Source organism: Brasilonema bromeliae SPC951 (assembly GCF_012912135.1).
In the GTDB taxonomy this organism is placed as follows: Bacteria; Cyanobacteriota; Cyanobacteriia; order Cyanobacteriales; family Nostocaceae; genus Brasilonema; species Brasilonema bromeliae.
The window spans coordinates 21,469-27,801 of sequence record NZ_QMEB01000050.1 but is presented as its reverse complement, the minus strand read 5'-3'; the positions used below and the strand labels follow the sequence as shown (position 1 = coordinate 27,801).

The window sequence follows — 6,333 nt, the reverse complement described above, 5'->3', positions numbered from 1 at the left end:
TCTTGTAACAAATAGGTAATAAAGATATGTCAATCCTGTAACGAAGTTGTGAGATTCTCGCTAAGACTTGTTGAAATGTATGCCAACGTTTGTGAAGAATCTGTAAAGTCTGTCACGGGGTTGTGGAATATTCGTGCTCCCGCCAGTTCGCGTATTGCTCAAACTTCGTCCTTAGTTGATATGGTCTGATAAAGTGGTTTACTATTAATCCTTGGCACAAAAGATCTTTATCAGGCTAATGGAGATTTTGATTGTTGAAGATGAAGTTGAAATTGCTCAGTTAATTCAACTGTATTTGGAAAAAGAAGGATTTTCTTGTCGCCACTGCTCTGATGGTTTAAGTGCGCTTCAAGTGTTTCAAGAGTATTCGCCAGACGTAATAATCCTAGATCTAAAGATTCCCGGTTTGGACGGACTGGAAGTTTGTACCCGCATTCGACAGCAACCAAGCTTTAAAGACCCTTACATCTTGATGTTGACGGCGAAGGGTGAGGAGAATGATCGGATCGTCGGTTTATCAACTGGAGCAGATGACTACGTCGTCAAGCCATTCAGCCTAAAGGAACTGGTAGCCCGTGTGCGAGCACTCCTACGACGGATGCGACGTGATGGTAAGCAAAGTCAGATTTATCGTACCCAACACTTTGTCATTAATATTGAGCAACACTCAGCCAGCCGGATTCTGAGTACAAATCAATTGACTCGTTTAGACCTAACGAATTTGGAGTTTGAACTACTAGCAACATTTATGAGTGACCCTGGTCGGGTTTGGAATCGAACTCAACTCATTGAGAAACTTTGGGGTAGTGACTTTTATGGCGATGAGCGGGTTGTTGATACCCACATCGCACGTCTACGAAAAAAAATTGAACCCGATCCAGCCAATCCAACTTTTGTCAAAACTGTGATTGGAGTAGGTTATAAGTTTGAAGATCAAGTTATCTAGGACCAATTGTGAGTAAGCTTAGCCTGCGTTCGCGCCTTGCGCGGCTCCCTGCTGGAGCATCGCGATTACTGTTGAGCAACATTATTGTGATGCTAGTTGGATTGAGTACCCCACTCATAGTCGGCTGGTTCTTCTCGCACCACTTGTATGGGTTGCACTTAACGCCTTTGGAAGGACGAGGATTTAATCTGGGTGCAACTGACAATGAGTTGATTAACAAGTGTGAGGTAGTCTGGAACCAAGGAGTTTGGTGGTCACTATTAATAGGTGCAACCGTAGCAGGAACTTTGAGTTATTTGTTTGCTAGGCGCATCGTACAACCTCTGATTCAGATGGAGAAAATTACTCAGCAGTTTGCTCAGGGGAACTTGACAGCGCGTATACCCAAGAGTGAAATTCCAGAGTTGAACCGCCTTGCCATAAATTTTAACCGAATGGCATCAAACCTTGAAGGGGTAGAACAGCGTCGTCGAGAACTCATCGAAGATTTAACCCATGAGCTACGTACGCCGTTGACAATCTTGGAGGGTTCTCTGGAGGGTTTAGCAGATAGCGCGATTGAACCAAAAACAGAACTGTTTGAGCGATTAGCCAGAGAGACCGCCCGACTAGGTCGGTTGGTGAATGATACACAAGAACTTTCTAAGGCGGAGGCGGGATATTTACCCATCAAGATTCAACCCATTGATCTACATCCACTCCTGCTTTCCCTAATGAAACGGTTTGGTGATCAACTACTAGAAGACGGTCCGGTGTTGCGCTTGGAGTACCCACCCAATCCTCCTTTGGTATCTGCCGATCCTGAGCGAGTTGAGCAGATTCTGGTCAATCTACTTGGCAATGCAGTACGCTACACTGTGAATGGTTCTATCACACTGCGAGTTTGGAGCGAACCTCCGAAATTATGGATTGCGGTCATTGACACAGGTCATGGTATGAAAGCAGAGGATTTACCCTTTGTTTTTAATCGATTTTGGCGATCAGAGCGCTCTCGTATCCGCCACCCTGGTGGTTCTGGAATGGGTTTAGCTATCTCTCAGCGTCTTGTGATGTTGCAGGGAGGCGAAATTATGGTTGAAAGTGAGCTAAATAAGGGAAGTACGTTTCGATTTTCCCTACCTTTGGCATAAGAATCTGATGATTGCAGCCAACTTATGAAATCCGACATTCGATCAATGCCGATAATTGGCTTAATCACTGCAGAATTCTTGTCCCTCTTGGGGAATCAGGTTGCAGCTGTTGCAATACCTATATTGGTCTTACAGTTTACTAATTCCCCGTTAGTTACCGGCATTGCCAGCGCGGGTAATATAGTTGCGATCATATTGGCTACAGTTCTCGGCGGACGTGCCATTGATAGATTCGGTGCGTGGAATATAAGCGTAACCGCAGATCTACTGAGTTTTTGTTCTGTTCTTGCCTTACCTTTGGCATTTATCTACTTTGATCAATTGTCTCCATACCAATTTCATATTTGGCCATATTGCTATTCCTAAAGCATAAGGCAAGCTTATGAAATACGAAATTCTATTGATAAACTGGTTTTAAACTCTCCTTCCCTCCTCTTTAACGTTCTTTACCTCTTGGCGGTTCAATCACTTTCACGCTAATCTTTTGAGAGTGTTGATACACTTGAACGTCACAGGCCCCGTAAAACAGCGCGATGGTTCATATAAAGCGCGTACAACTCACGAACTTCAAATCCTTCGGCGGTACAACCTCTGTCCCCTTACTGCCGGAGTTTACAGTCATTTCTGGACCGAATGGTTCTGGGAAATCCAATATTCTAGACTCGCTGCTGTTTTGCCTGGGACTCGCCAGTTCCAAAGGAATGCGTGCTGATCGCCTTCCTGATTTAGTCAACACGACTCAAACTAGCAAATCTCGTTCCGCTGTGGAAGCTTCCGTTACGGTAACGTTTGATTTGTCAGACCATGAACCTGATGATGAACTTGAGGAAATCTCCTCTGTCGTCTCCATCGATGAAGATGAGGAAGTTGAGAAACCAGAGGAAGCGCAAGAAGAAGAAACCGAGGATGAAAGAAATCGCAAAGAAAAAATACGTGCGAAACCAGGTAGCGAGTGGAGTGTCACTAGAAGGCTGCGAGTCACTCCGCAAGGAACTTATACTTCAAATTACTACATCAACGGTGTTTCTTGCACTCTCACAGAGTTACACGAAGAACTAGAAAATTTACGTATTTATCCGGAAGGTTACAACGTTGTCCTGCAAGGGGATGTCACCAGTATTATCTCGATGAACCCCCGCGAAAGAAGGGAAATTATTGATGAATTGGCAGGGGTGGCGGCGTTTGATCGCAAAATCAATCAGGCAAAAGAAACTTTGGATCAAGTTAAGGAGAAGGAAGACAGTTGTCGTATTGTTGAGACAGAGTTAACTGGACAACGCGATCGCCTCTCCCAAGATCGCGCCAAAGCTGAAAAATACCAAAAACTCCGCACTGAATTTCAAGACAAACAACAATGGGAAGCAGTTTTATCATGGCGTTCCCTACAAGCACAGCAAGAAAAGTTAGCGACGCAAATTCAAGACGGCGATCGCACCTCGACTGAACTCACAACTCAACTCACCAGCCTAAATTCAGAAATCACCCAAAAAACCGCCGAACTTGAACAACTCAACGCCCATGTCAAAGCCTTGGGAGAAGAAGAACTTTTAGCGGTACAATCTACCCTTGCTACCCAAGAAGCAGAACGTAAACAGCTTCAGCGTCAGCAAAAAGAATTAGAAACAGCCGCACAAGAAACCGTTAAGCGTCTACAACAAACTCAAGAGGAAATTCAACAGCATCACCATTCTTTAGAACAAGTCGCACAACAACAAGTTGAACAAACGCAATTTATCACCTCACGACGAACCGAACGAGACCAGACGCGACAAGAATTAGAAAACTCTCGTGAAGCAGCAGCCCAAATTGCTTCCGCCTCAGAAGCTTGGGTACAACAACAAACAGCCCTGAATCGTCAAATTGAAACTTTGCTGCAAACTGTTGAACCTCAACGTACAGAACAAGCACAACTGGGAGAACGTAATAACCAACTCCAGCAGCAAATTCAAGAACAAACCGAACTCGTTCAAACTTTAGAACCTCAAATAGCAGAAAGACAAGCTGAATGTCAACAAGTTGAAACAGAATTTAACACTTCTGGCGAACCGATTCAAAACTTAGCCGAAACACTATCCGCCACAGAACAAGAACTGCAAATCCAGCAGGAAACCCAAAAGCGCCTCTTGCAAGAACAACGAGAGAAACAACGCCAATTGGATAAACTAGAGGCGCAACAAGCAGCACAGCAGGAAGTCCAAGGAACTCAAGCGAGCAAAATTATCCTACAATCGGGTATGCCTGGAGTTTGTGGATTAGTTGTACAGCTAGGACGGGTGGAACCTCGTTATCAATTGGCTTTGGAAACTTCTGCTGGGGCGCGTTTGGGACATATTGTCGTCGAAGATGACAGCATAGCAGCCGCAGGAATTGAACTGCTGAAACAAAAACGTGGTGGGCGAGCGACTTTTTTACCGTTGAATAAAATTCAGGTTGCCAAATTTACCCAAGATTTTACACTGCGATATGTGAATGGGTTTGTGGATTATGCTGTGAATTTGATTGAGTGCGATCGCCGCTATAAGGATGTGTTCAACTACGTTTTTGGTAACACAGTCGTTTTTGCAAATCTCGCTGACGCGCGTCAGCATATGAAACTTTATCGTATTGTCACCTTAGACGGAGAATTATTAGAAACCAGTGGTGCAATGACTGGTGGTAGCACGAATCAGCGTTCATCGTTGCGGTTTGGTACGGTGGAAGCTGCGGAATCTGAGGAAGTCTCTTCTTTAAAAAGTCGGTTGACTGATATTGAGCGCATTTTAGAACGTTGTAGTTCAGCAATTCATTCTCTTTCTTCTCAAACAAAACAACTGACACAAGAGGTGACGGAAGCACGACAGGCGCGGCGAGAACAACAACTACGCTTGGAACAGTTGCAAAAAGAGGTAAAAAGTTTGACAGCGCAATTAGAAACAACGCGATCGCAGCTTTCGCAAAACACAGAAAAATTAACTACCGTCCAATCCCGTTTAGAAATTTTGGATCGGGAATTACCTGACCAAGAGCAGCAATTACAACAACTACGACACGCTTTGACTGAGTTGGAGCAGTCCCAAACTCCCCAAGAATGGCAACAAATCCAAGCAAGGATCAAAATTCAAGAGCAACAATTGCAACAGCGAGAAGGAGCCTTAAGGGAAGCAGAGCAAAAACTAAAAGATTTAGAAAATCAGCAGCAGCGATTGCAAGAAAAAATTGTTGTTGGAGAGCAGCGTATTCAAGAGTACCATCAAGAGCAGATAAAGCAGCAAAATCAACGTACAGCACTTCAATCTCAGCACTTCAATCTCAGCACTGCAATTGCTGAAACTCGCGCGGCTTTGAGTCAAATGGAACAAAATTTGGGAGAGGAGAAGCAAAAACGGGACGCAACAGAACAAGAATTGCGATCGCACACAATGCGCCAACAACAATTGGAATGGGAACTGCAAAAATTGCAAGAAACCCAGCAAACGCGGCGAGAAGAACTCGCAGCACTGCAAACCCAATTGCGAACTATGGGATCGGAATTACCACTACCTTTGCCGGAAGTACCAGACAAAGTCAATTTAGAAGAATTGCAAAAAGAATTGCGTTCTCTTGCCAAACGCCTGCAAGCAATGGAACCTGTGAATATGCTCGCGTTAGAACAATATGAGCGTACGCAAAAACGCCTTGAAGAACTCACTCAAAAATTGCAAACCTTAGAAGGAGAGCGCACCGAATTACTCTTAAGAATTGAGAATTTTACCACATTGCGTCAACGTGCATTTAAAGAAGCCTTTGACGCTGTCAATGAAAACTTTCAATCAATTTTTGCTGTCCTTTCTGAGGGTGACGGATACTTACAACTCGACGATCCAGAAGATCCATTCAACAGCGGATTAAATTTGGTTGCACACCCGAAAGGTAAACCTATACAGCGACTTGCTTCTATGTCAGGAGGAGAAAAATCTCTGACTGCATTGAGCTTTATTTTTGCTTTGCAACGCTACCGTCCATCACCATTTTATGCATTTGACGAAGTAGATATGTTTTTAGATGGAGCAAACGTAGAACGATTAGCTAAAATGATTAAGCAACAGGCGCAACAAGCACAATTTATCGTTGTCAGTTTGCGTCGCCCGATGATAGAATCAGCCGAACGTACAATTGGCGTGACTCAAGCAAGAGGAGCTTATACCCAAGTTTTGGGAATTAAGCTACAATCTGACCAAACAAGTGCTTGAGTTTTTGTTAATAATAGTGTATAGATAAACCGGATTCGAGATCAGGACT

The 6,333-nt window shown here is 44.0% G+C and carries 4 protein-coding genes; all 4 read left to right on the top strand.

What is annotated here, in order from left to right; all coding sequences use genetic code 11:
• The first annotated feature begins 238 nt into the window (after positions 1-238).
• The 4 genes from DP116_RS08960 to smc all read left to right on the top strand — a co-directional run bounded on the left by DP116_RS08960 (position 239) and on the right by smc (position 6,284).
• A complete protein-coding gene (locus DP116_RS08960) occupies positions 239-946 on the top strand; it encodes a response regulator (RefSeq protein ID WP_169154861.1) in 708 nt (235 codons plus the stop codon).
• An 8-nt stretch (positions 947-954) separates the two neighbouring features.
• Positions 955-2,076: a sensor histidine kinase gene (locus DP116_RS08955; protein ID WP_500676652.1), complete on the top strand. Its 1,122-nt coding sequence runs from the start codon at positions 955-957 to the stop codon at positions 2,074-2,076.
• Positions 2,077-2,100: 24 nt separating this feature from the next.
• Positions 2,101-2,442, top strand: a complete 342-nt coding sequence (locus tag DP116_RS08950) for an MFS transporter (RefSeq protein ID WP_169154859.1) — start codon at positions 2,101-2,103, stop codon at positions 2,440-2,442.
• 167 nt (positions 2,443-2,609) lie between these two features.
• Complete coding sequence (gene smc / locus DP116_RS08945) at positions 2,610-6,284, top strand: chromosome segregation protein SMC (protein WP_169154858.1); 3,675 nt, start codon at positions 2,610-2,612, stop codon at positions 6,282-6,284.
• Positions 6,285-6,333: the final 49 nt, after the last annotated feature.

What these genes read in the sequence shown, in the direction of transcription:
- DP116_RS08950 (WP_169154859.1), top strand. Translation starts at nt 2,101, where the DNA reads ATGAAATCCGACATTCGATCAATGCCGATAATTGGCTTAATCACTGCA.
- DP116_RS08960 (WP_169154861.1), top strand. Translation starts at nt 239, where the DNA reads ATGGAGATTTTGATTGTTGAAGATGAAGTTGAAATTGCTCAGTTAATT.
- smc (WP_169154858.1), top strand. Translation starts at nt 2,610, where the DNA reads ATGGTTCATATAAAGCGCGTACAACTCACGAACTTCAAATCCTTCGGC.